The organism is uncultured Thiohalocapsa sp. (assembly GCF_913063425.1).
In the GTDB taxonomy this organism is placed as follows: Bacteria; Pseudomonadota; Gammaproteobacteria; order Chromatiales; family Chromatiaceae; genus Thiohalocapsa.
On record NZ_CAJXYK010000003.1, the window covers coordinates 42,897 to 68,336 of the forward strand.

The 25,440-nt window shown below is 69.1% G+C and carries 22 protein-coding genes; 15 read left to right on the forward strand and 7 right to left on the reverse strand.

The annotated features are described in order from the left end of the window. Nucleotides 1-28: 28 nt before the first annotated feature. The 5 genes from nifV to nifM all read left to right on the forward strand — a co-directional run bounded on the left by nifV (nucleotide 29) and on the right by nifM (nucleotide 3,775). Nucleotides 29-1,237 carry a homocitrate synthase gene (gene nifV / locus QZ607_RS02005; RefSeq protein WP_295879061.1) on the forward strand — a complete coding sequence of 403 codons (1,209 nt, stop codon included), beginning with the start codon at nucleotides 29-31 and terminating at the stop codon, nucleotides 1,235-1,237. Nucleotides 1,238-1,283: 46 nt separating this feature from the next. Then, nucleotides 1,284-1,868 (forward strand): hypothetical protein, encoded by a 585-nt coding sequence (locus tag QZ607_RS02010; protein ID WP_295879063.1) that lies wholly within the window; start codon nucleotides 1,284-1,286, stop codon nucleotides 1,866-1,868. Between the two features lie 86 nt (nucleotides 1,869-1,954). Further along, nucleotides 1,955-2,377: a nitrogenase-stabilizing/protective protein NifW gene (nifW, locus tag QZ607_RS02015; protein WP_295879065.1), complete on the forward strand. Its 423-nt coding sequence runs from the start codon at nucleotides 1,955-1,957 to the stop codon at nucleotides 2,375-2,377. Beyond that, nucleotides 2,367-2,885, forward strand: coding sequence for a nitrogen fixation protein NifZ (locus QZ607_RS02020; RefSeq protein WP_295879068.1), 519 nt, complete (start codon nucleotides 2,367-2,369; stop codon nucleotides 2,883-2,885). Before nifW ends, QZ607_RS02020 begins: the two co-directional genes overlap by 11 nt. After that, nucleotides 2,882-3,775, forward strand: a complete 894-nt coding sequence (gene nifM / locus QZ607_RS02025; RefSeq protein ID WP_295879071.1) for a nitrogen fixation protein NifM — start codon at nucleotides 2,882-2,884, stop codon at nucleotides 3,773-3,775. Before QZ607_RS02020 ends, nifM begins: the two co-directional genes overlap by 4 nt. A 302-nt stretch (nucleotides 3,776-4,077) precedes the next feature. Here nifM and QZ607_RS02030 read toward each other — a convergent pair whose 3' ends face one another. After that, the gene (locus QZ607_RS02030) at nucleotides 4,078-4,662 is read right to left on the reverse strand and encodes an NUDIX hydrolase (protein ID WP_295879074.1); all 585 of its coding nucleotides are present in this window, start codon (nucleotides 4,660-4,662) and stop codon (nucleotides 4,078-4,080) included. A 224-nt stretch (nucleotides 4,663-4,886) separates the two neighbouring features. Here QZ607_RS02030 and glgX point away from each other — a divergent pair, with 224 nt between their 5' ends. The 6 genes from glgX (at nucleotide 4,887) to QZ607_RS02060 (ending at nucleotide 13,334) form a co-directional block, all read left to right on the forward strand. Further along, complete coding sequence (gene glgX, locus QZ607_RS02035) at nucleotides 4,887-6,959, forward strand: glycogen debranching protein GlgX (RefSeq protein WP_295879077.1); 2,073 nt, start codon at nucleotides 4,887-4,889, stop codon at nucleotides 6,957-6,959. Between the two features lie 116 nt (nucleotides 6,960-7,075). Continuing rightward, nucleotides 7,076-8,092 carry a phosphogluconate dehydrogenase (NAD(+)-dependent, decarboxylating) gene (gnd, locus tag QZ607_RS02040; RefSeq protein WP_295879080.1) on the forward strand — a complete coding sequence of 339 codons (1,017 nt, stop codon included), beginning with the start codon at nucleotides 7,076-7,078 and terminating at the stop codon, nucleotides 8,090-8,092. A 276-nt stretch (nucleotides 8,093-8,368) separates the two neighbouring features. Further along, a complete protein-coding gene (gene zwf / locus QZ607_RS02045; RefSeq protein WP_295879083.1) occupies nucleotides 8,369-9,916 on the forward strand; it encodes a glucose-6-phosphate dehydrogenase in 1,548 nt (515 codons plus the stop codon). Nucleotides 9,917-10,060: 144 nt separating this feature from the next. Further along, entirely contained in the window at nucleotides 10,061-10,264 is a 204-nt protein-coding gene (locus QZ607_RS02050; protein ID WP_295879085.1) for a hypothetical protein, read from the forward strand. A gap of 256 nt (nucleotides 10,265-10,520) precedes the next feature. Then, nucleotides 10,521-10,946 (forward strand): hypothetical protein, encoded by a 426-nt coding sequence (locus QZ607_RS02055; protein WP_295879087.1) that lies wholly within the window; start codon nucleotides 10,521-10,523, stop codon nucleotides 10,944-10,946. Nucleotides 10,947-11,192: 246 nt separating this feature from the next. Further along, a complete protein-coding gene (locus tag QZ607_RS02060) occupies nucleotides 11,193-13,334 on the forward strand; it encodes a SulP family inorganic anion transporter (protein WP_295879089.1) in 2,142 nt (713 codons plus the stop codon). A gap of 192 nt (nucleotides 13,335-13,526) precedes the next feature. Here the strand turns inward: QZ607_RS02060 and QZ607_RS02065 are convergent, their stop codons facing one another. Beyond that, complete coding sequence (locus QZ607_RS02065) at nucleotides 13,527-14,033, reverse strand: HIT family protein (protein ID WP_295879342.1); 507 nt, start codon at nucleotides 14,031-14,033, stop codon at nucleotides 13,527-13,529. 133 nt (nucleotides 14,034-14,166) lie between these two features. Between QZ607_RS02065 and QZ607_RS02070 the strand changes: the two genes are divergently transcribed. Next, nucleotides 14,167-14,508, forward strand: a complete 342-nt coding sequence (locus QZ607_RS02070; protein WP_295879091.1) for a hypothetical protein — start codon at nucleotides 14,167-14,169, stop codon at nucleotides 14,506-14,508. A 277-nt stretch (nucleotides 14,509-14,785) separates the two neighbouring features. Here the strand turns inward: QZ607_RS02070 and QZ607_RS02075 are convergent, their stop codons facing one another. Together QZ607_RS02075 and QZ607_RS02080 are read right to left on the reverse strand one after the other, a co-directional pair. Then, a complete protein-coding gene (locus QZ607_RS02075) occupies nucleotides 14,786-15,247 on the reverse strand; it encodes a hypothetical protein (protein WP_295879092.1) in 462 nt (153 codons plus the stop codon). Beyond that, on the reverse strand, nucleotides 15,244-15,849 hold the full coding sequence (locus tag QZ607_RS02080; RefSeq protein ID WP_295879095.1) for a DUF6036 family nucleotidyltransferase: 606 nt from the start codon (nucleotides 15,847-15,849) through the stop codon (nucleotides 15,244-15,246). The genes QZ607_RS02075 and QZ607_RS02080 overlap by 4 nt, the downstream gene beginning before the upstream one ends. A 218-nt stretch (nucleotides 15,850-16,067) precedes the next feature. Here QZ607_RS02080 and QZ607_RS02085 point away from each other — a divergent pair, with 218 nt between their 5' ends. Further along, a complete protein-coding gene (locus QZ607_RS02085) occupies nucleotides 16,068-16,538 on the forward strand; it encodes a hypothetical protein (RefSeq protein ID WP_295879098.1) in 471 nt (156 codons plus the stop codon). 135 nt (nucleotides 16,539-16,673) lie between these two features. Here QZ607_RS02085 and QZ607_RS02090 read toward each other — a convergent pair whose 3' ends face one another. Beyond that, nucleotides 16,674-17,225 (reverse strand): Uma2 family endonuclease, encoded by a 552-nt coding sequence (locus QZ607_RS02090; RefSeq protein WP_295879103.1) that lies wholly within the window; start codon nucleotides 17,223-17,225, stop codon nucleotides 16,674-16,676. Between the two features lie 766 nt (nucleotides 17,226-17,991). Here QZ607_RS02090 and QZ607_RS02095 point away from each other — a divergent pair. Together QZ607_RS02095 and QZ607_RS02100 are read left to right on the forward strand one after the other, a co-directional pair. After that, a complete protein-coding gene (locus QZ607_RS02095; protein ID WP_295879106.1) occupies nucleotides 17,992-20,283 on the forward strand; it encodes a right-handed parallel beta-helix repeat-containing protein in 2,292 nt (763 codons plus the stop codon). Between the two features lie 15 nt (nucleotides 20,284-20,298). Continuing rightward, nucleotides 20,299-22,971, forward strand: coding sequence for a hypothetical protein (locus QZ607_RS02100; RefSeq protein ID WP_295879109.1), 2,673 nt, complete (start codon nucleotides 20,299-20,301; stop codon nucleotides 22,969-22,971). Nucleotides 22,972-23,084: 113 nt separating this feature from the next. Here the strand turns inward: QZ607_RS02100 and QZ607_RS02105 are convergent, their stop codons facing one another. Both QZ607_RS02105 and QZ607_RS02110 read right to left on the reverse strand, forming a co-directional pair. Beyond that, on the reverse strand, nucleotides 23,085-23,867 hold the full coding sequence (locus QZ607_RS02105; protein ID WP_295879112.1) for a hypothetical protein: 783 nt from the start codon (nucleotides 23,865-23,867) through the stop codon (nucleotides 23,085-23,087). 1 nt (nucleotide 23,868) lies between these two features. Then, the gene (locus tag QZ607_RS02110) at nucleotides 23,869-25,191 is read right to left on the reverse strand and encodes an AAA family ATPase (RefSeq protein WP_295879114.1); all 1,323 of its coding nucleotides are present in this window, start codon (nucleotides 25,189-25,191) and stop codon (nucleotides 23,869-23,871) included. Nucleotides 25,192-25,440: the final 249 nt, after the last annotated feature.

A 25,440-nucleotide genomic window follows, 5' to 3' on the forward strand; every position in this document is an offset into this window, starting at 1 on the left:
CCCTGCAACCCCTTCGTGGAGCAGGCCGATGCAGACCCCAGCCGCCGCCGTCCACCGCCCGCTGCGGACGCTGATCACCATCAACGACACCACGCTGCGCGACGGTGAGCAGTCGGCCGGTGTCGCCTTCTCGGTGGAGGAGAAGCTTGCCATCGCCCGCGGTCTGGATGCCCTCGGCGTGCCGGAGCTGGAGATCGGCATCCCGTCCATGGGCGAGGAAGAGCGCGAGGCCATCCGCGCCACGGCCGATCTCGGCCTGGGCGCCCGGCTCATGGTCTGGGCGCGCATGCTGCCGGCGGACATCGCCGCCTGCCGCGACTTGGGCGTGAGCCTGGTGGACCTGTCCATGCCGGTGTCGGACCAGCAGATCGCCCGCAAGCTCGGCCGGGACCGGGACTGGGTGCTGGCACAGATCGCGCGGCTCGTGCCCACGGCGCTGGACCTCGGCCTGAGCGTGGGTGTCGGCATGGAGGACGCCTCCCGTGCCGACCCGGACTTCCTCAAGCAGGTGGCCGACGCCGCCCAGCGCGCCGGTGCCCGCCGGGTGCGCTTCGCCGACACGGTGGGCCTGCTGGACCCTTTCGGCACCCATGAGCACATCCGCGACCTCGCCAGTGCTTGCAGCTGCGAGATCGAGATGCATGCCCACGATGATCTCGGCCTCGCCACCGCCAACACCCTGGCGGCGGTGCGCGGCGGCGCCACGCATGTCAACACCACCGTCCACGGCATGGGCGAGCGCGCCGGCAACGCCGCGCTGGAAGAAGTCGTCGTGGGCCTGCGGCACGTGCACCAGCTCGACACCGGCGTGGACCTGACCCGGTTCGAGGCCCTGTCCAAGCTCGTCGCCACCGCCTCCGGCCACCCTGTGGCCTGGCACAAGAGCCTGGTGGGCGACGGCGCCTTCACCCACGAGGCCGGCATCCACGTGGATGGCCTGCTCAAGGATCCGCACAACTACCAGGGCATCGACCCCGCCGAGGTGGGCCGCAGCCACCGTATGGTGCTCGGCAAGCACTCCGGCCGGCATGCGGTGCAGATGGCCTATGCTTCGCTGCTGGCCACGGTCATCGACGACGCCCAGGCCGAACGGCTGCTGCCGCTGGTGCGCCGCTTCGTGACGCAGACCAAGCATGCACCGGAGGGTGCCGACCTGCGCCGTTTCCTGGACGAGCTGGCGGCGAGTGCGCCGGTGCCGGTCGCAGCGACCACCGCCACCGCGGCAGACCCGGCCTGAGCGCCGGCGCGTCCCCATTCAGCGCTCCGAGCCCGACCCAGGCGCCATGGACCTGCTCGACATCACCGTCGATGAGATGTACTTCGAGCGGCCGCTGCCGGCGACCGTGGCCGCACTCATCGAGGAGGCAGCGGACCTCTACGCCGAGGACCCGGCTGCCGCCGAGCGGCGACTCATGCGCGCGCAGCTCCTGGTACCGGACCACCTCACCGTGCTGGTGGCCCTGTACCGGTTCTTCTTCTATCGTCACCGCTGCGAGGCCGCGCTGGACATCGCCGAGCGCTGCATCGTCGTCGCCGCCCGCGAGCTCGGCATCGACCCCGACTGGCGCCGGCTCGACGACGCCCGCTTCGGCCACGCCGTGCAGCAGTCCATGCCCCTGACACGCTTTCTGCTCATGGCACTGAAGGGCGCCGGCTACCTGCTGCTGCGCCTGGACCGGCCCGCCGCGGCCCGCGAGCGTCTCGCCAAGGCCGTCGCCTTCGACAGCAAAGACCGCCTCGGCGCCGCCGTGCTGCTGCGCTGGGCCGAGGACGCCGTCGGCCGCGAGGCGGCCGCCGCGCACGGCAACAAGGTGCGCTGGATCCGCGCCGCGGCGCCATCGGACAGCCCGGAGCCCGCGTCCTCATGACCCGAGGCCCATCACGCCCACGCCTGAGCACAGCCCGCGGCCACAGCCAGTCACCCCCGCCGCCAACCACAGCCTGGAGAACCGCCATGCCCAGCATCACGCCGCCCGAGACCCTGGACGACTTCGACGACGCCCTCGACGAGCTGGAGAGCGCCGAGGACTTTCTGACCTTCTTCGCCGTGCCCTTCGACCCCGCGGTGGTGCATGTGAACCGCCTGCACATCCTGCAGCGCTTTCACGACTACCTGGATGCCGAGGACGACGCGCCCGCGGACCCCAACGCCCGCTTCGAGCGTTACGCCGCCCTGCTCACCGCCGCCTACCAGGACTTCGTCAGCTCCGACGCCCGCACCGAGAAGGTCTTCGCCGTGTTCCGGATGCACGAGCCGCGCAGCCTGAATGTCGGCCTCGACGAGCTGCTCGCGGCCCGGCCCCAAACCCCGGCCCCAACCCCGGCCCAGACCCCGCTCCAGCCCGCCGCCGAGGGCACTGCCGATCATGCGTCCTAAGTTCGACTACGGCGCCGAGGTGCGCGTCCTGCGCAATGTGCGCAACGACGGCACCTTCCCCGGCGCGGCCACCGGCGCACTGCTGGTGCGCCGGGGCAGCACCGGCTTCGTGCGCGACGTCGGCACTTTCCTGCAGGACCAGATCATCTACACGGTGCACTTCCTGGAGCAGGACCGCATCGTCGGCTGCCGCGAGGAAGAGCTCCAGCCCGCCGCCGAGCCCTGGACGCCGAGCCTGTTCGAGGCCCGCGAGAAGGTCGCCGCCCGGGTGGCCCTCGGCGCCGGCGGCCGGGTGCTGGTGCAGCCCGGCACCGTCGGCGAGATCGCCCGGGTGCTGCGTGGTGCCCCGCGCCCGGACGGCAGCCCCGGCGATGTCGCTTACTATGTGGACTTCCCCGGCTGTAACACGCTGCAGGTGCCGGAATCCGCATTGGACGCGCCACCGACAGCAGTCGGCGACGCTCCGCCGCCCGCTGACGGCCCAGCCGCCCAGGAGGATGCCGCATGAGCAAAGCCGACCCCGCCGCCACCGAGGCCGAAGCCGCCTACCGCTACCACCTGCTGCGCGCGGCCACCGAGCGCTTCCAGTGCAATATCCCGGCGCTCGACGCGACCCAGCGCGCCGCCGCCGCGGCCCAGGCGGACCAGACCTTCGCGCTGGAGACCCTGGTGCTGGGCGCCGACGAGGCCGCCGACATCGTCATCCCCAGCGCCAGCCTCCAGCAGAGCCTGGACGCCGTCGCCGGTCGCTTCGACGACCCGGCGGAATTCGAGGCCGACCTCGCCCGTAACGGCCTCACCCCCGACGGGCTGCGCGCCGCCCTGCGCCGCGAGCTCACCTTCGACGCCGTGATGCAGCGCGTCGGCGCCCGCCACGCCGCCGTCAACGACACCGACGCCCGCCTCTTCTACGAGCTCCACGCGGATCGCTTCCAGTCCCCCGAGCGCCGCAGCGCCCGGCACATCCTCATCACCGTCAACGCCGACTACGCCGAGAACACCCGCGACGCCGCGCGCGCCCGCGCCGACGCGCTCGCAGCGAAGCTGCACGAGGGCGGCACCGACAACCTGGTGCAGCGTTTCGCCCGCCTCGCCCGCCGCCACTCGGAGTGCCCCACAGCCATGGAAGAGGGCAAGCTCGGCGACCTCGTCCGCGGCCGGCTCTACCCGGAGGTGGATGCCGCCCTGTTCGAGCTGGATGCAGGCACCGTCAGCGCCCCGGTGGAGTCCGAGCTCGGCTTCCACATCCTGCTCTGTGAGTGCATCGAGCCCGCCCGCGCCCTGCCCTTCCCGCAGGTCAAGGACCGCATCCGCGCGGCATTGGAGAAGCGACGCCGCCGGGAGGCCCAGCGCGCCTGGCTTGCCGAGCTGCGCGAGCGGGAGGCCGAGACCGCCTGACCCAGCGCCTGACCCAGCGCCTGACGGGCTCAAGCCGCGCGACGAAACGGCCCGCCGCCGGCGCGGCGGCGCGCACAGGTCACGCGCGCCATCGACCTTAGGCAGCCGAGGGTGGGTGTACGTGGCGAGCTGTCTTCGTCGCAACCTGCCCGCAACCTGCCCCACTGCCCGCGACGCCGGACTCGCGACTCACAAGGACCCGAGCCGGGCGCCCTCCCGCCGCAGTCCGCGGCCTTGCCGGGCGGCAAGTTCCCTGTCCCGTCGTCGCGTGGGTCTCGGCGGCCGACGGGTTTCCGTTGCGGTCAGCGGGCGTCGTCGTCATAGACATGGATTTGGTAGCGCCGCTCCGGGACAGGCAGGCGCTCGATGGCGCCGCTGCGCAGCCGAAACCGGCCGGCGCTGCGGTCGCGGTAGTAGAGCCGGAGCGACTCGCTGATGACGGGGAAGGCGATGTCGTCCCAGGGGATCTGCTCCTCGCGCATCAGCTCGACTTCCAGGCTCTCGGCACCAGGCCCGAAGTCCAGGTTCTTCAGCCGCGCACGAAACAGCATGTAGACCTGGTTGATGTGCGGCAGATTGAACAGCGCGTAGAGCGCGCCGACGCTGACCTCGGCGCGGGCCTCTTCCAGCGTCTCCCGCGCGGCGCCCTGCTGCACGGTCTCGCCGTTCTCCATGAAGCCCGCGGGCAGGGTCCAGAGGCCAAGACGGGGCTCGATGGCGCGCTTGCAGAGCAGGATGCGGTCGTCCCACTCCGGAATGCAGCCGACAACGATCTTCGGGTTCTGATAGTGCACCGCACCGCAGGCGTCGCAGACGTGCCGCGGCAGGTTGTCACCCGCGGGCACGCGCACCGTCACCGCCTCGCCGCAGTGGCTGCAATAGTTCATCTGCGTCTCGCCTCCAGCCGCCGGCGGGTGCCGGCCTCGCGTCGTCTGATGTCGTCAACGAATGGACATGCAGTCCAGTCCAAGGCGCCTTAACATGGGGCCGCACGGCAGCGCGGGCCAGTGCCCCCAACCCCTCGCGGCAGCCGGCCTCCGTCGGCCCCTGCCGCGCGGCAGCCGGTTTCAAGCGGCCCGCCCATCCACAGCAGACCAGGCCACGGAGCCCCATGCCCAAACGCAGCTACAGCACCCAACCCGGCACCTGGGACCTGAGCGGTGCCAGGTTCATTGACGGGGGCGTCAACTTCTGTTGCTTCTCACGGCACGCGACGGCCGTGGAGCTGCTGTTGTTCGACGGGCCGGCGAGCCCGAAGCCCTTCCAGGTCATCCAGCTGGACCCCCGCGTCCACAAGACCTTTTTCTTCTGGCACGTGCTGGTGGAAGACCTCCCCGACGGCACCTGCTACGGCTGGCGCATGGACGGCCCCACGGACACCGCTGCAAGCGGCTGCCGCTTCGACCGCGACAAGCTCCTGCTGGACCCCTGGGCCGTGGCCGTGGACGACCGGCTCTGGGACCGGGACGCCGCGAGCCGCCCGGGCGACAACCTGGCGACGGCCATGCGCTCGCAGCTGGTGCGCGACGACTACGACTGGGAGGGTGACAGCCACCTGCACGTGCCGCTGACGGAGGCGGTGATCTACGAGATGCACGTGGGCGGCTTCACGCGCCACCCGTCCGCGGACACGCCCCACCCCGGCACCTTCAGCGCCGTCATCGACAAGATCCCGTACCTCAAGGACCTCGGCATCACGCACGTGGAGCTGCTGCCGGTGATGGCCTTCGACCTTCAGGACGTGCCGCCCAAGACGGCCTCGCTGGGCCTGGAGAACTTCTGGGGCTACAGCACCCACAGCTTCTTCGCGCCGCATCCGCACTACGCCACCGATCCCAAGCACGCGCGGGACGAGTTCCGCGACATGGTGAAGGCGCTGCATAAGGCCGGCATCGGCGTGATCCTGGATGTGGTCTACAACCACACCGCGGAGGGCGGTGCCGATGGACCGACCATCTCGTTCAAGGGGATGGGCAACGAGATCTTCTATCACCTGGATTTCGGCGACAAAAGCCGCTACCGCGACTACACCGGCTGCGGCAACACGGTGAACTGCAACCACCCGCTGGTGACCCGCTACGTCATCGACAGCCTGCACTACTGGGCGCATGACATGCACGTGGACGGCTTCCGCTTCGACCTGGCGAGCGCCATGGCCCGCGGCGAAGACGGCGAGCCGGAGCACCACGCGCCGGTGCTCTGGTCAGTCGAGCTCTCACCCGAGCTCGGGCGCGCGCACATCATCGCCGAGGCCTGGGACGCCGTGGGCCTGTACCAGGTGGGGGACTTCCCGGGCTTCCGCTGGGCGGAATGGAATGGTCACTACCGCGACGTGATGCGCGGCTTCGTGCGCGGCGACACGGACCTGGTGCAGCAGGTGGCCACGCGTATCGCGGGCTCCAGCGACCTCTACGAGCACCGTGCGCGACTGCCGGCCAACTCCATCAACTTCATCACCTGCCACGACGGCTTCACACTCTACGACCTGGTCGCCTACAACAAGAAGCACAACCTGGACAACGGCGAGAACAACCGCGACGGCCACAATCACAACCTGAGCTGGAACTGCGGCGTCGAGGGGCCGACGGACGACCCGGCGGTCAACGCGCTGCGCCGCCGCCAGGCAAAGAACCTGATGGCCCTGTTGCTGCTGAGCCAGGGCGTGCCCATGATCCTCGCCGGCGACGAGCTGCTGCGCACCAAGCAGGGCAACAACAACACCTATTGCCAGAACAACGAGCTGTCCTGGATCGACTGGCGCCTGGCGGAAGACAACCGCGACATGCTCGACTTCACGCGGGCCATGATCGCCTTTCGCAAGCGCCATCCGACGCTGCGCCGCCGCCGCTTCCTCACGGGCAAGCCGGACCGCGAGGGTGCGCCGCCGGACATCAGCTGGCACGGCGTGAGGCTGGACGACCCGGGCTGGGACGACGGCAACACCCGCACCCTCGCCTTCATGCTGGCGGGCCTCGCCGAGGACGAGCCGCACCTGCATGTGATGCTGAACATGTGGGACGGCGAGCTGGACTTCGCGCTGCCGCCGCTGGACGGCCGCGGCTGGTTCCTGGCCGTGGATACGGGGCGCGCCCCCGCGGTGCACGCACCCGAGCAGCAGCCCGCCGTGCACAATGGGCGCTATCGCGTCGGACCGCGCAGCGTGGTGGTGCTGGAAGGGCGCTGAGCATAGAGCCGAAGAATCGGCTCATCGAGAGCGCCCGGCAAGCAAGCCGTCCACCCAGCGCCTGCGCACGCACAGCCCGATTCCATTCACCTCCGGCAACTAGAGGAGCCAAGCAGATGCAACTCGGCATGATCGGCCTCGGGCGCATGGGCGCCAACATGGTCCAGCGGCTGATGGCCGCCGGGCACGACTGCGTCGTCTTCGACATGAATCCGGATGCGGTGCAGGCGTTGACGCAGGACGGCGCCACGGGTGCGGACAGCATCCAGGACCTCTGCGCCAAGCTCACCCCGCCGCGCTCGGTGTGGATCATGGTGCCGGCGGCGGTGGTGGATAAAGTCATCGACGACCTGCGCCCGCACCTGCAGGCCGACGACACCATCATCGACGGCGGCAACTCCAACTACCAGGAAGACATCCGCCACCAGCAATCCCTGCGTGACATCGGGGTCCACTTCCTGGATTGCGGCACCTCCGGCGGCGTCTGGGGCCGGGAGCGCGGCTACTGCCTGATGATCGGCGGCGACACCGATGCCGTCGAGCGACTCGACCCCATCTTCAAAGATCTGGCGCCCGGCATGGGCGACATCGAGCGCACCCGCGGGCGCAGCGGCGAGCCCACCCCCGCCGAGCAGGGCTACCTCCACTGCGGGCCGAGCGGCGCCGGGCACTTCGTCAAAATGGTGCACAACGGCATCGAGTACGCGCTGATGGCCTCCTACGCCGAGGGCATGAACATCCTCAGGCATGCCGGCATCGGCCGTGAGGACCAGGTCATCGACGCCGAGACGGCGCCGCTCGCCAACCCCGAGCACTATCAATACGACTTCAACCTCGCCGACGTCGCCGAGGTCTGGCGCCGCGGCAGCGTGGTGGCCTCCTGGCTGCTGGACCTCACCGCCATCGCCCTGCACGAGGACAACGACCTCGGCAGCTTCGGCGGGCGGGTGTCGGACTCCGGCGAGGGCCGCTGGACCTGCCAGGCCGCCATCGAGACCGGCACCCCGGCGCCGCTGCTGACCACCGCGCTGTACGAGCGCTTCACCTCCCGCGGCGAGGCGGACTTCGCCAACAAGATTCTGTCCGCCATGCGCTACCAGTTTGGTGGGCATCATGAGAAAGCGGAGTCCTGAGGGCTTGGTATTGTGGTGCTGATTGCGGATGAGGACCGGGGATTCAGAGTGAGGCGTAAGTAGTGCGGAGTACGGGGCACGGGTACGGAGGCTGCGCGGCTTCGGCATTGCAGGCTGTGTACGCCGCACGACTCCTCACTTGGAAATCAACGCTGACCCGCCGCACTCCGACTCGGCCGTACCGTACTCCGCACTTCGTACTCCTGCGTACTGACACCGAGACGCCCGATAAGCGCGCTTGCGCAGCGCCAACCAGACACCCCAAGGACCCGCACCATGTCCCTGATGCAGACCGACTACACCGAGGCCCCGCCGGCGCCGCCGAATGTCATGATCATCTTCGGCGCCGGCGGCGACCTGACCAAGCGCAAGCTGGTGCCGGCGCTCTACCACCTCTGCAATGCCAAGCTGCTGCCGGACAGCTTCGTCATGCTTGGGCTCGATCGGCTGGACATGGACGACGACGCCTTCCGCAACCTCATGGGGGAGCAGATCCGTGACCATGTGGGGGAGGTCTTCGACGACAGCGTCTGGAATCAGCTCTGCGAGCGGCTCCAGTACATGAAGATCGACATGCTGGACCCACACGACTACGAGCGGCTCTGCGAGCGCCTGAGCCGCATCGACGCCGAGCGCGCCACCGAGGGGAATTATCTCTTCTACATGGCCATCCCGCCGAGCCTCTTCTCCAGGGTGGCGGATTACCTCGGCGATGTGGGCCTGCTGCACGAGACAGAAGAGGACTGGCGACGCGTCATTATCGAAAAGCCCTTCGGTCGGGATCTCGACTCCGCCATCGCGCTCAACAACCATCTGCACAAGAACCTGGACGAGGACCAGATCTACCGCATCGACCATTACCTGGGCAAGGAGACCGTCCAGAACATCATGGTGTTTCGGTTCGCCAACGGCTTCATCGAGCCGCTGTGGAACCGCAATCACATCGACCATGTGCAGATCACGGTCGCCGAGTCCGTCGGTGTCGAGCACCGCGGCGCCTATTACGAAGAAGCCGGCGCCATGCGCGACATGATCCCGAATCATCTGTTGGTGCTGCTCGGGTTCCTCGCCATGGAGCCGCCGAATTCCTTCGAGGCCACGGCGCTCCGCGACGAGGTCAACAAGGTGCTGGACGCCATTACCCCGCTGACCCCGGAACAGGTGCTGACCCACGCGGTGCGCGGGCAATACGGTGCCGGCACCATGCCGAGCGGTGAGCAGGTGGCGGCCTATCGCGCCTCACCTGGGGTCGACCCGAACAGCCACACGGAGACCTTTGCCGCGCTCAAGCTCGGCATGGACAACTGGCGCTGGGCCGGGGTGCCCTTTTACCTACGCACCGGCAAGCGACTCACGGCGCAGTACACCGAGGTCGCCATTCAATTCAAGAAGGCGCCCACCATCATGTTCCAGGACACCGAGGTGGACGACCTGGAGCCGGACATGGTCGTCCTGCGCATTCAGCCGAACGAGGGCATCCAGATGAGCCTCGGCGCCAAGATCCCAGGGCCCACCATGCGCATCGGCGCCGTGAACATGGACTTCTGCTACGAGGACTATTTCGGCAACAAGCCCGCCACCGGCTACGAGACCCTCATCTACGACTGCATGAAGGGCGACGCGACGCTGTACAAGCACGCCGACACGGTGGAGAAGGGCTGGGAGATCGTCCAGTCCGTGCTTGACGTCTGGGCAGCCCTGCCGCCCCGCGAATTCCCCAACTACGCCGCCGGCACCTGGGGACCGCCCGCCGCCGGCGATCTGCTCAAGCGCGACGGGCGCCTGTGGCGGCGCATTCAGGTGCCGAAGGCGCATGGGCGCTAAGTCAGCGAACGCACGCCGGCGGATGCGATAAGGCCCCTGTTGCCATGCTGCAACGTCGTATTTGCCGGCGGCATACTCAGGAGCCCCGGAGCAATCTCCCGGTTCCGCACGACTCCTTATTCCAACGCATGTGGAGTGTTGATCATGTCCAACGCCGAGACCAAGCCTGAACAGAGCCCGCCGGCCCACCAGCAGCACGTGGCCGGTAGCGCTGATCGCCGTGCATTCCTGACCCGGGTGTCGCAGGCGGCGGTCGCCGTCTTCGTCGCCGGCGCCGTCGGCGGCTGCGGCGAGATGGATGATGACGACGACGATGATGATGATGACGACGATGACGACGATGACTGAGGTCGCCGAGCACGGGTGACGCAGCCTGCGGGCCGGGCAACAGCGCCGGGAATGCTGCGGCTCGGCCCCGCGTCCGCGCGGCTGCTGCGCAGAGGCGCTCGGCGCCGACGCAGCGCTCGCCAGGTCTGCCATCGGTGACACCGGTCTTCCGGAAATCCGGCGAATCAGCTTCCGTCCGATACCGGCCGTTGCGGCAGGCACTACACTGCGCAGGGTGCGCGCCCTGCGCATCACAAGAGCCAACTGGAGGTCACCGATGAACTGGAAAGAGCAACTGGACAAGGCCATCGCCTCGATCAAAGAGGCCGCGGACAGCGAGCGGGCGCGGGAGATCGCGACCACGGCCAGGACCACGGCGTCGAGCCTGGTGGAGAAGGTCCGCACGGGCGCCGTGGGCGCGGCGTCGTCCTTCGTGGAGGCGAACCGCGATCCGTCGTCGCTTCAGGTGAGCTTCCTGAACGCGAATCTCACCATCCTGTCGCCGTCCGAAGGGATCTCGGTAACGCGCCCGGATGCGGCCACCCTGGTGGTCAGCGACGGCGCCGACAACGGCTTGGTCATCAACGCCGCCGCAGACCCGGCCTTCGTCGTCGAGCAGATCGGCACCATCAACCAGGTATCCGGTAACACCTTCGACCTCGGCGCCGAAGACGGTGTGAACGTCGTGGTGACCAGGTTCTGATCACGGTCCCAGCACCGGACTCCGACAGCCCGAGCCCGCTCGCGCCACAGCGCGCGGGCTTGCCTGTGCCTGGCCGGACTGCCGGGATGGCCTGACATCAGCGACGCAAGTCCCGCTGACCCGCGAGGCTTCAGCCATACCCATAGACGATTCTCGATCGCACAAAGCGGCATCATCAATGCCGTGTCAGGTTTTGCTCCGCTAACATTGGGGTTTTTCTTCAAGGAACGCGCCGCGAGACCCATCATGCCCGCGAACCTGCTGACGACCCTGTTTCCCTTCCTGCGCTGGTTCCCGTTGTCCGGGGACAAGCTGCGCAGCGATCTCATCGCCGGCATCACCGTGGCGCTGGTGCTGGTGCCCCAGAGCATGGCGTATGCGCAGCTCGCGGGCCTGCCGGTGGTCTACGGCCTCTACGCTTCCTTCATGCCCGTGATCGTGGCCTCCCTGTGGGGCTCGCTGCCGCAGCTGCACACGGGGCCGGTGGCCATGCTGTCGCTCATGTCGGCGGCGGCGGTGCTGCCGCTTGCGGCGCTCGGGAGCGAGGACTTCATCGTCCTGTCCGTGATGCTGGCGCTGATGGTCGGCGTGCTGCGGCTGCTGCTCGGGCTGCTGCGCATGGGCATCCTGGTGAATTTCCTCTCCAGCCCCGTGATCGTGGGCTTCACCAATGCGGCGGCGCTGATCATCGGCCTGTCGCAGCTGAGCAAGCTCCTGAACGTGCCCTTCCCGCGCACGGACAACTTCGTGCTGGACCTCTGGAACGTCGTCGAGCAGTTGCCGGAGACCCACCTACCGACGCTGCTGTTCGCGGTGGCCACCTTCGCCATCATCCTCGGCGCCCGCCGCATCATCCCCAAGGTGCCCGGCGTGCTGCTGGCGGTGGTGCTGACGACACTGGTGAGCTGGGCCATCGGCTTCGAGCGGAATGCGACGGTACCCGTCAGCGCCATCCAGGACCAGGAGGCCCGGGAGCTGGCGCAGGACTATGCCGGCACCGTCCGCGCCATCGACACGCTGGGCAGCACCACCGCCCGGCTCAACCAGGAGATCCGCAGCCTCAAGGCCGCGGGGGAGCCGGAGCACTTCGCCGAGCGCGCCCTGCTGGAGGCGGACCTGCGGGTGCTGAACCGCGAGCTGGATCAACGCAAGCGCGCCAACAACGAGCGGCAGGTAGCGCTGCACAATCTGCGCTTCGAGCACGCGGTCACCGCGGACGGGCAGGACATCTTCTATCCACGCGGCGACGTGCCGGCCAACCTGGACGCGGACGGGCGCACCTGGCGCATCAGTCAGGTCGCAGGCGACGAGGTGAAGATGATGGGCGGCGGCGCCGTGGTGGGCGCCATCCCAGCGGGACTGCCGAGCTTCCAGCTGCCGGAGCTGCGCATGGACTTCTTCTGGACCCTGCTGCCGTCGGCGCTGGTGATGGCGCTGATCGGCTTCATGGAGGCCACCTCCATCTCCAAGGCCATCGCCGCCCAGACCAAGGAGCGGGTGGACACCAGCAAGGAGCTGGTGGGCCAGGGCCTCGCCAACATCGTCGGCAGCTTCTTCAGCAGCTACACGGTCAGCGGGTCGTTCTCGCGCTCGGCCGTGGCCGCCAAGAACGGCGCCAAGACCGGTATGTTCGCCATCTTCAGCGCCGTCGGCGTCATGCTGGTGCTGCTCTTCCTGACGCCGCTGCTCTACCACCTGCCGCAGGCGGTGCTGGCGGTGATCGTGATGATGGCCGTCTTCGGACTCATCAACGTGCGGGCGCTGGTGCGCGCCTGGGAGATCGAGCGGCAGGAGGCCATCGTCGGCGTCATCACCTTCGTCGCCACGTTGGCCATGGCGCCGCAGCTCGCCAACGGCATTCTGCTCGGTGCCGGGCTCGCCATCGTGCTCTTCCTGGTGCGCACCATGAAGCCGCGCACGGACATTCTGGGCCTGGACGCGGAAGGGCGCCTCGCCGGCGTCAGCATGAACGACGTGGCGCCCATCGGGCAGAATTACATCGTCGTGCGCTTCGACGGCTCCCTTAACTTCGTCAACGCCTCGCGCTTCGAGGACGTGCTGCTGGAGGCCCGCGCCAAGAACCCGCAGGCCCGGGCCGTGCTGGTGGACGGCAGCAGCATCAACGACGTGGACGTCACCGGCGAAGAGCGCCTGCGCGATGTCATCGAGACCTTCCGGGACAATGGCGTGGAGATTTACTTCTCAAGCCTCAAGGCCCAGGTCTACGACACCCTGCGCCGCGGGCGAATGTTCCACCTGCTGGACGAGACCCACTTCATCCGCACCAAAGACCGGGCGCTTAAGTTCATGGATGAGACCTTCGACAGCGGCAAGCCCCTGGAGCCCGCGCGTATCGCGGTGGGGCCGAGCACGCCCGTGCTCGGCTGACGGCGTTAAGCTGCACTGCCCCAACGGCCCCGCTCAAGCCTGGGGCCGGCGGCAGGAGGCTGTGGGGCAGCGTGCTCGATCGACAACAAATAGGGTTACCGTCACCGTATTTCTTCAGTCACCGTATTTCTTCACCCGATTTGTTGTCATTGAGCCTGTTCGGCAATCGAGCGCCGCGCAGGGAAACAGGCCTCAGCGCCGCGGATAGCTCGCGCGCTCAGGGATCACGTTGCGAATGCCGCCTTTCGGATTCTCGACGTCACCGTGGTAGCGCGGCAGGACGATCACGTGCAGATGGTCGATGCTCCTGCCCGCGGCTCTGCCATCGTTGTTGCCGACGGTGTACGCGTCCGGCCTGCGCGCCAGGAAATCCAGCCCCAGGACCGTTTCGATCTGATCCTTGGGCCTGTCCCTGAGGTAATCCCGGCCAAGCATTTCCTGGTACAGACCCCGCAGGTCGGTTGCTTCGATCACGCGCCTGACGCCCCGCAGCGCATCGAAATAGTCCGCCTGCTCCGCGTCATCGAGATCGAAGATCGACAGGACGTGCCGCTTCGGGATGAGCAGTGCATGGCCCGGATTCACGGGATGGGTGTCGAAAACGCCCACGAAGGAGGCATTCTCGAACATGAACGGGTCGGTCTCGCCGCGAATGACACGGCAGAAGTAACAATCCTGTGCCGACTCGGAATCGGTCATGGCAGCGCCTCCGTGACTGAGCTCAGCGAAAACAGACGGACCGCCGAAGCGGGGCTTCTTGGCCAGCATCCGTACCGGACTCGGCTCAAGCGCCGCGAGCGCGGCGCCAGAGCGCAGAGCTTACATCATCCCCATGCCGCCCATGCCGCAATACTCGCCGCTGCTGGCGTTGCAGCCGGAGTTGCCCCCGCCGTCGGCGACCCCAGAACGGCGCAGGCGACAGGACGACCGCGGCCTTCGCACCGGCGAGACCCGTCGCAAGGCCCTCATCGACGCCGCACAAGCCGGTGAAGAGGTCGACATCTCGAACGGCGATGCCGGCAGCGTCCAGCTCGTGCCTCGCCTGGCTCCGGCAGCACCCCAGGCAAGCGCACCACTGCGGCCTGGCCGCCTGCGCGGCAAGGTCAAGACGACACCCGTAGGGTCCGCTGTGCGGACCATCCGCCCGCGCAAGGCCACCTGCTCGGACACATAACCGATATCCTGCGCAACACCGGCAGAGGTTCGATGACTTCGGCACTGCGCGAGCCCCGCGTCGGGTTACGGCGCGCTGACCCGACCTACACAGGGTTGTGGCACAGTCGCGTCGCAGCTGATCATGCCGCGGGTTCCGAAGATGTCGCATCCCCAGGACCACCCGCTGCGTGCAGAGCGCGCCACTGCGCAAGCGCTCGCCAGCCCGCACTGACTGCGACTCGCTCTTGCGCCGGCTCTTCCGCCAGCCCCAGGCGCTCATCCGGCCGCGCTCCGGCTCATAGGGCGGGGCTCCCGCCCAGCAGCCGCTGCCGCTCCAGGGTCTGCAGCAGCTCGATGGGGCGCAGGCCCACGGCGAGCCCCCAGTCCCGTGCCAGCTCGTCATGCCCGGGCGTCGGTTGGCCCGGCGCGGGTGGATAGAACCGCAGCACGGCCCGACGGTCCGTGCCGCATAGGGGGCGCAGTCGTGCGGCGCATGCGCGCAGCCCGGCGGCCCCGATGGGGTCGTTGCTGAGGCCCGCGGCCAGCGTGAGCCAATAGCCTGCCCGGCAGGCAGCCGCACCCTCGAGATCCGTCGCGGTGCCGCCGGCGCAATCCAGGCGCGGGCACCAGCCGTCGAGCATCGCCCGGGTCAGCACGGCGACCTCCTGCTGGAGCGCGCGCGTGTCCGTTCCCGCCGCTTGCCGGCAGATGGCCAGGAATCTCGCCTGGAACCCGTCTGCTTCATCGCCGCGCGTCATGCAGTCGGGTGCTCGGATTGAATCCATCCGGTGACCTGATCCAGGTTCGCGACGATGAACGCGTCGTTGCCGACGTAGTAGGACAACGCCTCGGTGGCCAGCAGGCGGAAACCCGGCGCGTCGGTCAGCAAGCCCCGCTCGATCAGCAGACGTATGTCGCCGCGGTCGTTGTCCGCGAACCGGGCAAGCTTGGTGATTGCCAGATCGGCCGGGGCCAGCACGTACAGGCGCAACGGCTTCGGATGTCTCCAGGCCACCGGGATCGCACGCGCGGCGTAGTCCGGGTGCAGGAGTCCGAACACCGGCGCGTAGTTGTAGTCGAAGCAAAGCGAGCGCCGGACACCCTGCTCGTCCCGCCACCCGACCACGAGATCCTGGGGCACCAGAATCCGGTGCGAGAAGATGCTGTCCACGTCCTGCGACACCCGCGCGCCCGTCAGCGCATGCAGCGCGACGCCACCCGCGATGAAGACATCAACCGGCTCCGGGAGGCCGTCGGGCAGCGATTCGGCGATGATCCCGAACAGCCGCAGCACCGCCGCCATGAAGGGCGTGTCGCGGGTCAGCGGGGCCTGATCGGTGTCGGGCGCTGGAGCGGTCATCGGCATTTCAGGAACACGGATTCGCCATAAGCATAGCGCCTGCGGGCGCCGCGGCGTGGATCGCTGCGAGCGCCGACGACACCGAGATCGGCAGGCAGGCGATCATCAACGCGTTCCGGATACTTGAGGAGGAGACCATTCCACAGCCCGGCTCCACCCCAGACAATCCGCTGGTTCCCGACCCCGATCCCACGACCGGCGGCTGGGACTTCACCGACGTGGACGTGGAGCCCGGCAGCTGGACCTTCTTCGACCCGCTGGTGGCCATCGGCTACGACTACATCGTCGACGCCGGGCCCAACATCGCCGGTGTCACCCTGCCGGAGGTCGGCGACAACCTGTTCGAGCTGTACCTCTGGAGCGGCATTGACTGGAATCTGGAAACCGACACCCTAGCGGCCGGCACGGAGCACATGTTCGCCACCGCCGGCGTGGACCGCTTCCGCATCCTGGGCATCGAGACCGACGCCCTGCTGGACCCGAACGATCCCTTCGCGTTTTTCACCGGCCTCGACTTCGTCAGCGCCGGCACGGTCAGCCTGAGCCAGATCCCGATCACCGCCTTCGTCAGCGCGCCCGCGACGGCGCTCCTGTTCGCGGTCGCGGGCCTGTCGTTCGCCGGACTGCGCCGGCGCCGGGGATCGATGGCCAAACGCGACTTGGGCACCGGCCAGGGATGCGGCAATTGATCGGCACTTGACAGTTGATCCGCCGCGAGGGATCGCGGCGTTCCGTTGGGAGGAGAAAGCGTGGCGACTGAGCCCGGCGGCGAGACGCGATATCCGGGCACGCCCTGTTCGCTCATGGTTGCGCGCGCTCCCGCATCACTCCGTCAAACCAAGGATGAAACCAACATCCAGCTCGATCTCGGCAAACGGCCTGATTCGCACCTTCCCCGGCTCCGTGACTTTGGCAATGACGCGGTAGCTGTTGCCCTCCAGCTCGTGCGCGGCCAGCGCGCCTTCCTCCGGCCAGATCAGCCAGTAGAAGGGCACCCGATGGCGCTGCAGCAGCAGCGGTAGCTGTACTGTGTCCTTTCGCTCGTGCCCGGGGGAGACGATTTCCCAGACCCAGTCCGGGGCAAGATCCACCACGCCGGTCGGGAGACTCGGCAGACGCTGCTTGCGCCAACCCGCGAGATCGTGACTCGGGCACTGGTGTGGCTCGTAAGCGACGCTGACCTCGGTCGCGATCCACCAGCCACCGGGATCGGAGCCGCGGGTGAAGGAGCTGAGCTCGGTCCGGGCATTGCCCTGGACCACACCGTGCTTGAGCCGCGCCATCGGCCGACGCACGACCTCGCCGTCGATGAGCTCGACACGCTCCTCGGGGCTGGTGAGAAGATCGTCGATGGTCTTGAGTTGCAGTGCTTCCACGGCGCGACCTCCTGTGGTGGCTGGCAGCTTGACGGTCGGCACGTCGGCGGCGGCTGCCCGGGCCATCCGACCCGCCGGATACTAGCGAAGAAGCGCCATCTTCGAAACGTGAAGAGCGCCGCAGCGCGGATGCAGCGAAGCGGAATCCGGGTCTTGCGTCATTCCCCGAGTCATCCATCTCTCCGGGCCCTGCCGCTCGGTACCCGCGGGCATCCGGGCGTGCAGCGCGCCGGCAAGTCCGTGACATGCGGCAGCTGCCGGTCGCCCCACGAAGGTCTTCGGCAAGGGGCAGAGCGCCCGTCGATCCGTGACACCGCGGAGCGGTGTCACGAGCGGGCTTGAATTGCGTAGTCCCCAAAAAGGTAAAAGGCCCCGCTTGAGCGGGGCCTTTTGCCTCGCCGTCCCTGGCGACCATAGCGGAGTTTTCGCCGTCAGGCGAAAAATCCGCTGTTACATCATCCCCATGCCACCGATGTCGCCCATGCCGCCACTACCGGATCACACCCAGGTCCTGGTCGTGGTTGCGCCGGTGATGCTTCGACGCGGTCGATGACGGCATCGCGGAGGCCGTTGGGGCACGACTCATGCGACACTTTGCTGATAAGTCGATCCGGAAACAGCCGGACACATCGTAGCCGGATAGGCGGCGGCGCATCCGCCGTCTCGGCCGGCGGCGGATGTGCCTGCGCTTGGTGGCGCTGCCACCGGGTCGTTGCTTCGGACAGGGATCTTCGCGTTATCAAGTGGTTTCGGGGCTCACGTGGACATGGCGGACAACGCGGACGACGAGATGGGGCAGGTGATCCGCTGCGACCCGACGGCGGGCTGGGACGGCATCGTCGCGGCGCTGGAGCAGGCGCGGGTGCTGGTGTCTGCCCGGACCCTGGCAGCGTCACAGAGCGCAGACTCCACCGGCGCGGAGGCCGGCGACGGCCCGGGGCCGCGGGTGGAGATCGCGCCCGGCACCTACCGGGGCGAGGTGCCGCTGCGGGTGCCGCCCGGCGTCACGCTGGCGGCGGCGGGGCTGCCACCGGCGGACGCCGCGGCGGAGGCCGCAACGGCGCCGGCGGCGCAGCCCGGCGCGGGGCTGCCGGTGCGGCTGGACTGGCACGGCGACGGCTCCGCGCTGCGCCTGGAGCGGGCCGACGGCGCCCGCGTCCTCGGGCTGCACCCGGTGGGGCATTGGCCGGACATCGCCGAGCAGGACGCGCTGAAAAGGCCCGACACGGCGCTGATCCACGTCATCGACAGCACCGGCGTCGAGGTTCGGCACTGCCGCTGCGAGGACGGTGGTAGGCTGGCCCCTGGGCTGCAGCTGCAGCGCAGCGACGATTGCCAGGTGACGCACTGCGCTTCGGTCGGCTGCCGCCATGGCCTAAGCGCGATATCCAGCGTCGGCCTGCGGGTGAGCGGGTGCCGGCTGTGCACGAACCTGTGGTCCGGCATCGCGCTCTTCCGCGACAGCACGACCCCGACGCGCGCCTGCTCCGCCGACCTCATCGCCAACCGCTGCCACGACAACGGCGGAGCGGGCATCGTCTACGGCTCCTCCGACGGCCACGCCGAAGGGAACGACTGCTTGGAGAATGCCGCCGACGGCATCGCGGTGACACGGTACTCGGACGCCTGCGAAGACCCGTCCAGCCCCACCCTACTCGCCAACCGCTGCCACGACAACGGCGAAGCGGGTATACTCTACATCTCCTCCGACGGCCACGCCGAGGGCAACGACTGCTGGGGGAATGCCCGCTTCGGCATCGCGGTGCAACGGAGCGAGAACGCACCCGAAGCCCCATCCAGCCCCACCCTGCTCGCCAACCGCTGCCACGACAATGGCGAAGCGGGCATCAGCTACTTCTCCTCCGACGGCCACGCCGAGGGCAACGACTGCTGGGGGAATGCGCTCTACGGCATCGCGCTGCAACGGAGCAAGGACGCACCCGAAGCCCCGTCCAGGCCCACCCTGCTCGCTAATCGCTGTCATCAGAACGGTGGATTCGGTATTCGCTATCTGTCCTCCGACGGCCAAGCCGAGGGCAACTGGTGCTGGGCCAACGGGCTGACCAACGAGATCGCCCGCAAGGAACAGACGGAGCCGCGCCCCCTCGGCCCGAGCCGGGTGGAGATCCACAGCCATTACACCAAGCCGCCGAAGGACCCCGCCGAGCTGGCGGCGGAGCGGTTGGCGGCGCGCCCGGATGCGGCGCTGGTGCGGGCGCTGACGGAGGCCGGGGTGGCCGATGCGGCGCGGCTGGCGGACTTCCTCGGCAGCGGCTGCCGCGGTTGCCTGCGGCGGTTCTGGGCGGGGCCGGCGGCGGTGGTGCGCCCGGCGGAGGCTGAGGATGGCGGGGGCGATGGTGCGCAGACGCCAGTTGCGGCGGAGTCGCCAGTGGATGAGGCCGACGCGCCGCAGTTGTATGAGCTGCGGTGGGCGGATGAGGTTGTGGCGGCGGATGCCGGTGGTGAGGGTGACAGGCCCGGCATTGGTCCGCAGAGCGGACCCTACGGTGCTCGCAGGGTCCGCTCTGCGGACCGTGGCGTTGCTGGGGCCTCGGAGGACGCCGGACCAAAGTCGGAACAGGCCTCAACCGGACGCAAGCACCGCGGCCTCAGCATCCCCCGGTACCGGCCAGATGCCGAGGCGGACCGCCGACACCCGGCGCTGGGGGCAACCGACGAGCCGTCCACCGAGGAACCCGCCACGCCACCGGACCCGCTGTCGGACCGGCTCGACGCCTGGGTGCTGGAGTGGCTGCGCCGGCAACGGGAGACGGACGCGCTGGATGGGGCCTTCGGGCGGGGGCCATGCTGGGCGCTGGCCCTGTTCTCCGTGCTCCCGGACACGCCGAAGGTGCTGCGGCAGCTCGGTAATGCCCGCAACCGGGAGCGCTGGCTGGACCGACTGGCGCGCCGGGATGCGGCCCTGGGCCGGGAGCAGGCGCCGGTGGTGCTGATGGACGCGCCTTGGGAGCTGAGCCTGACCGACGACGGCCTGGCGGCGTCCGTCGGCGCCGAGCCGGAGCCGGCGGCGGGCCGCCGACCCGGCTCCGCCCTGTGACGGGCGCTGGAGCGGATGTTGCTGCGGCGCGCCCTGGCGGAGGCGAGCGCCGGGCGGCGCGTCCGCCGCTGGCCCTTCGGCGGGCGCAAGTGGGGCGCGACGACCGGGCGGCGGCGCGCTGCCGGCGCGCCCGGCGCCTTGTCCGCACCCGAGCTGCGCCGGGCGCGCCGACGGGAGCGGCGGCGCCTGCTCCGCGGCCTGCCGCCGGCGGCGCTGCTGGGGCTCGGCGTGTGGACCCTGTTGCTGGCGGGCGGGGTGCTGATCGGCGCGCAGGAGGCGGGGCTGCTGCGCTGGGCGGACCTGCTGACGCTGGCCGAGGCCCCGCCCGCGGACTGGCCGACGCTGGCGGCGGCGCTGGGCGCCGGGTTCGCGGACGCCTGGCTCGGCCTCGGGGTGTTCGGCGCCCCGGCCTGGCTGCTCTGGCCGCTGGCGGCGCTGTGGCTCTGGGTGCAGGGCCTGAACCTGGCCCTGCCCAGCGCGCTGCATCTGCGCTTCTGGCAGGAGCGCCGGCTGCGGGCCGTGCTGGTCAACAACCTGTTCTCCTTTCTCTCATCCAAGCAGGACGACGGCCACCAACCCGGCCCGCTGGCGCGGCTGGCGGCGCACCTGGAGCGGCGGGCGCGGCGGCGCTGGCTGCGGCGGCGGCTGTTCGGGCGCCGGCACGCCTTCGCCGCGCCGCCGGACCTGGCGCTGCTGATGCTGCGGGACATGGACGGGCTCGCAGACGAGGACATCCCCTGGCTGCAAGCACTGGCGGCGCTGAAGCGACCCCGCCAGGGCCTGCTGCTGGTGTCCCAGAGCGCCGACACCTCGAGCCTGGAGGGCTGTTACATCAAGGTCTGGGAGGCGGCGGGGCCGGCGCCGGAGCGGCTCTGGATGGTGCAGGAGCCGCAGTCGGTACACATCCCGCCGGCACCTCTCATTGAGGCGCCTGGCACCGGCTTTGCGCTGCACATCGGCGCGGACGGCAACCTGCTGCCGTCGCCCACGCCCGCTCCGGTCACCCGCTGCCCCGATCCGGCCCGGCGGGCACAGGCGGCGCTACGGCTCGCCGAGCTGCTGGGGCTGCTGGCGCCGGACGCCCTGGCCCGGCTGCGCCCGCCGCCCGACGCCGCCCCGCCGACGGCGCCACCCTCAAGCCGGGACGAGCGCGCCCGCGACCAGGATCGCGATGCCCTGGGCAAGGCGCTGGAGCGCTTGGGCGCCCACGGCTATGACCCTCTGCAGCTGCTGGCGGCGCTGGTGCTCGGCTCCGCGCCGGCGGCACCGATGGAGCTGCACCAACCGCTGGGGCTGGCGCATCTGTCCGACCTCTGGGAGCAGGAGCTGAGCCCGTACCATGCGCTGCTCTGCACCGGTCGCCGGGACCTGCCGCCAGTCCTCGACGACATGGCCCAAGACGCCCTGCTCCGGCACGCCATGGATGCGGATGCGCTGCTGCTGGAGAAACAAGGGGACGTGCCCGTCGATGGCCGATGGACCCAATGGCGGCGGCTGGTTGGGCGCGCCGGGTATCGGCTGCACCTGGCCCAGGCCCTGCGTGACTATGCCGGCGACACCGCGGCGGCGGACCTGCCGCGACTCATCGCCTGCGGCGAGCTGCACCATCTGCGATGCGCCTGCGACCTGCTGGAGGGCGCATCCCCGCCCTGGGCGACACGACGCAACGCCGGCCACCTGGCACCGCTGCTGAAGGCGGCGCTGTTCCTGCTGCGCGAGCGCCTGAGCCTGGCCGCATCGCAACCGCCGCACCCCCTGCTGGTGGATGCCTGGCGGCGGCTGCACGCACGGCTCACCAGCCCGTCGGTCATGGCGCTGGCGGATGACCACGGCCACGCCTGGGTGCTGTATCTGGCGGCGCTGGGGCTGGTGGAGGCGTCCGGCGCGGACGTGCAGGCGTTCGGCTTTCCGCAGCGGTTGGACGCCTGCTTGGCGGAGTTGGACGAAGCCCTGGACGCAGCGGAAGATCCGGACGACCGCGCCGCATGCCAGCAGGACGCCCGAGCGCGCTTCCAGGCCGCGGCGCGAGCGCTGCAACACCGCATCGACGCCCTGGAGCCGGACCTGGGCCGCCTGCTGCTGGAGACGCGCCTGCGGCGGGACTGGTTCCCACTGCCGGAGCGCATCAAGGCACGCCTGCGTCAGCGCTGCCTGGATCAGGCCGGCACGCGCCTGATCGGCGCCCTGGCCCGGGCCTGCCGAGCGGGCGAGCCGGCAGCGGCCATCCTCGCCGTCGCGGAACACCACCGCCAGCGCCCGCTGCTGGTGCTGGGCGGCCTGGCCTGGCTGGCGCTGGCGCAGGTCCGCTCCCAGGCGGACGGCGCCAAGGATGCGGGGCCAAGCTCGGATACGGCATTGCTGCGGATCGCAGATTTTTTGGAGGCCATGCGCGTGCGCCACGGCGGTGAGAATGAGCCGATCCCCGCCCTGTTGCCGCCGCCATCGTTCCAACCGGCGCAGACGGCGCCGCTCCTGGCGTTGTTGGAGGAGCGCGACTTCCGCGAACGACTGCACCAGCTCTCCGAGCGCGGCGCCGCCGAGCGCACCGCCCTGCAACGCGGACGCCACCAGCTCGGCCTGGACGAGGCGGGCGCCGAGGCACCGGAGGGCATCGCCCTCGGCAGTCGCGACGCGGTGCATCGGGTGATCGAGGGGCTGTCGGAGCGGTTGCTTGGGGCGTCGGGCTGAGGCCGGGTGGGGGCCAGCGCGGGGCTCTGGGTTTGACCGGGTCGATGCGTGGACTGATAGTCGGCGGACGAACAAGTGCCCGATAGATCCATCCGGAACCACACCAGCGCGGCTCAGCCTCCCAGATCCGCCACCGTCCCACGCACCATGCCAGCGAACTCGGCCGAGTCGTGAACCGCCCGGTCCAATTGCTGCTGAGCGCGTTCTGCGACCTCTCGCAGCGCCGCATTTTGCGGGTGATCTGCGGCAGTACGGACAATCTGACCAAAGGCATGGAGGTACTTCAGCTTGTCCCGCCGCACCTCAACCAGCTCCACCCGGTTCAGACCCAGGGCGTTGAGGGTCTGCTCACCCCGTCCGCCGGTCCCATCGAGGCCGTAAGCGACCTCGGCCCGAAAACCAATGTAATCGGCAGGGTCTTCCTTGGACGGATCAACCATGACCGGCGCTTCCCGCCGCAGTGCGTCCTTATGGTTGCGCGCCCGCGCCGCGGGATCGATCAACGGGAATAGGTTCTTCTTGAAGCGCTGGTTGCAGAGCTGGCATGAGAACAGCAGGTTGTCCCACTCGTAGGCAAGCCAGTAGTAGCCGGGGCGCCCGAGGACATCGGCTTGGTGCTGGCGAAAACCGCCCTTGGGCCGGTAATGCTCTACGTCTCCATAGGCGATGTGCGACACCTTCGACTCACAGAAGGCGCACTTGTCGTGCTGCATTGCCTTCAGTACAGCCTTGACGTCGTCGTGGGCATAGATATCCCCATCGAACTCGAACTTGAGGGCACCGCTGTCGTAAGCCGCCGGGTTCGCCGTATAGCTCAGGGAATGACCCCGGCGCTTGTTCTTGCCCTTGGTCCGCAGCACCGCGGGCGCCGATGACGTACGGCGAATGCGGATCATCTCAATCCCCGCCTTCGCGTTTCAGCGCCTCGGCGGCCCGTCGAATGATGTCCATGGCCTCGATGTCCGCGGCGCTCTCCCCCGCCGGCAGTGCCGTCAGCTCCTGGTCCAGTTCCGCCAGGCGCCGCCTGTCCTCACCGGAGAGCGCCGACTTGGACAGCAGATCGGTGCGCTCGGCGATGGTGCTGTCATAGACCGCGGCCCGCGCCGTCGGCAGGCCGAACAACTCGCTGGTCAGGAGTTGATCCACCCGCCAACCGGTCACCGACGCGAAGGACTGATCGATGAGCACATGATCCCTCTCTCGCCGCAGCACCGCGATGCGGGCATCCCGCGCGGCCTGAACGATCAGCGGACTGTGGGCGGTGGCGATGAACTGGGCATTCGGAAAGAGCTCCGACAGCCAGTCCATCAGCCGGCGCTGCCAGGATGGATGCAGATGCAGGTCGATCTCGTCCACCAGTACCACGGCGGGCTGGGCCAGTGGGTCTGCGGCGTCGGGCCAGCGGCGGAACATGCGCGCCGCCAGGTCCACCACCCAGGTCGTCATGGTGCGGTAACCGAGGCCCATGCGCTGGAATGGCACCCGTCCATAGGGCGTCTCGAAGACGACCTCCGCGCTCGGACCGTCCTTGACGCGAATCTCGACATCGCTCACGTCCGGCAGCAGGCGCACCAGCAAGGTCTTCACCTGATCCCGGCGCGCGGCGTAGTCGATGCCGTTCCGGTCGTCTTGCTTCGCAGCCGCATAGTCCATCTGCGCCAGCCACTCGTCCGGGCTGATCAAGGTCGCCTCGTCGTCGAACAGGGTGGCGGCGTCGAATCCCTCCGGGTCGCCGTCGATGAGTTGGCTGCGACCGGCGTTGCGGGTGGCGCCGTAGCCGAAGCAGCCGGCATCCGCGAGCCGCGTGACCATCTCCCAACCGACCCCCGCAAAACCGCCCATTGGCTCTAAGCCCGCGCGCACCGCGACGCGTTCCAGCTCAGTCGGCTCGCAGTCCGGGTGGGCGCCAAGGAGGAAGTCGGCGCTGATCGCGAGTCCGGAACCGGTATGCGGCCGCAGCATGGACCGCAGCGGTGGCCAGCCAAGGATCCAAGCTCGTGCTTTGACGTCCTTGACCAAAGGGGGCATGACCACGGGCGTCATCCCCGCAATCGCCTGCAGCAGCGTCGTCTTTCCCGTCCCGTTGTCGCCGAGGATCAGCGTCCAAGGCGCAGGTCGACCGTCGTCCAGGGTCAGATCGAGGGTCTGCCTCGGCCCGAAGCATGCGAGGTTCTCAACGGAGATGGAGCCCAGGTAGGCAGCTTGGTCGGGTTGGCTCATGCTGTCGCCTCGGGTTGATGCCGGTGCGGTGATCCGAGTCGCGGATTCTGGTGGTTGGAAGCGAGGGGTCGCAGAATCGAGGGGGCACTCGATGGCATTGAGGTGAAAGCGCAGGGTATTGGATTTCTGGCCACTCGTCGCCCGACGCTCGGGTTTCTCTACGCGCGCGGGTACCGTCATTGGAGCTGACACGCAAAAAGCCCCGCCGAAGCGGGGCTTTCTCCGTCGCCCTCCCTGGCGACCGTAGCG